We start from the raw sequence: 1,475 nt of genomic DNA, 5'->3' as shown, positions 1-1,475 counted from the left end.
GGGGGGTGTCCCTATGTTGCGAGTCAAGCCGCGAGGGCGGCCGGTTCGGGGGTAGGAACGAGAGGTGGCTGGTAGTAGGTGCTGTCGCGGAGCATCGCAAAGATGACGTTGCAGCGGCGGCGGGCCAGGCAGATCACGGCGGCGTTGTGGCGCTTGCCCTCGGCGCGTTTGCGATCGTAGTAGGCCTTGGAGATCGGGTCCGAGTGCGAGGCGACCCAGGCGGAGTAGAACAGCGCGTTCTTGAGCCGCTTGTTGCCTGAACGTGCGGGGAACTCTCCGCGGATCGAGGTGCCGGATCTTCGTGTGACCGGCGCGATTCCGGCATAGGCCGCGAGATGGCCTGGGGTCTCGAACGCGGAGCCGTCGCCGATGGCCAGGAGGATCTGGGCGGCGGTCTTGATGCCGATCCCCGGCATGCTCATCAAGACCGAGGCGAGAGGGAAGTCCTCCAGCATGGTCTCGACCTCCCTCGCCACGGTCGCCCGCTGCTCCTTCAGTTCCTTCACCTGACCAGCGACTCTGGGAACCACGAGTTCCACTGCCGCGGTCGCTGGCACGATCACGGTCTGCTCCGCGAGCGCGGTGAAGATCTGGTCGATCAGCACTTCGGGGTTGCGGCGCGAATGGGCCCGAGCGAACCGTAGAACCCTGCTCCGGCCTGCAGCCTTGAACCCGGTCGGGCCGCCGAACTTCTCCAGCAGGTCCAGCACGAGTCCGGTCGAGAGGGTCCCGCCGACGAAGACTCGCTCGAGCGCGGGATGAATCTGCGTGAGCAGAGACCGGATCCGGTTCAGGGCCCGCGTGGTCTCGTGGGCGAGGTCCTCGTCGAAGCCGGCGAGCACCTTCAGAGCGGAGAGGACGTCGCTGTCGCGGTCGACCTGTCGGAGGGTGTGGGGCATGGTGCGGGCCGTGTCAGCGATGATGAACGCGTCCCGCGCATCGGTCTTTGACCTGCCCGGATAGAGGTCTGCGGCTTTCCGCATCGCCAGGCCCGGCAGGTAGGCGACGGAGCAGCCGACGTCGCGGGCGACCGCGATCGGCAACGCTCCGATGGTGTTTGGCTGATCGACCACCATCAGCACTTCACCTTGGTTCTGCAGCTGGGTGAACAGCTCGCGGAGCTCGGACTCGTCCTGCGGGAGAGGCTGGTCGAACAGCCTGTTCCCGGCGGGATCAAGCGCGCAGGCATGATGACTGCTCTTCCCGACGTCGAGGCCGACCACGACCGCGAATCGTGTGTCCATGATGCTGTCCTTCCCTGGAGCATCATTGCTGGTCGCAGTCTCGACACCCGGTGCCGGCACCCACGTTACGAGGAGACCTCAGCAATGCTGGGCCATGTCCCTATCAGCGGTCAACGCGTGTCTCTCGACCGGGCGGCAACACCCCCCGGACCATCGATGGCAGGGCAACAAAGCCATACCCGGCCGAGCGACCAGACCCCGTCCATCGGGGTGCTCACAAGGTAACGGGCA

At 66.0% G+C, this 1,475-nt stretch carries 1 protein-coding gene; it reads right to left on the bottom strand.

The features are described from left to right. Nucleotides 1-23 precede the first annotated feature (23 nt). Complete coding sequence (locus HMPREF3159_RS02910; RefSeq protein WP_070499593.1) at nucleotides 24-1,244, bottom strand: IS110 family RNA-guided transposase; 1,221 nt, start codon at nucleotides 1,242-1,244, stop codon at nucleotides 24-26. Nucleotides 1,245-1,475: the final 231 nt, after the last annotated feature.

The organism is Brachybacterium sp. HMSC06H03, from assembly GCF_001807385.1.
GTDB lineage: Bacteria > Actinomycetota > Actinomycetes > Actinomycetales > Dermabacteraceae > Brachybacterium > Brachybacterium conglomeratum.
Note: the sequence above shows the minus strand (reverse complement) of the source record. Positions and strands in the feature narration are given on the sequence as shown.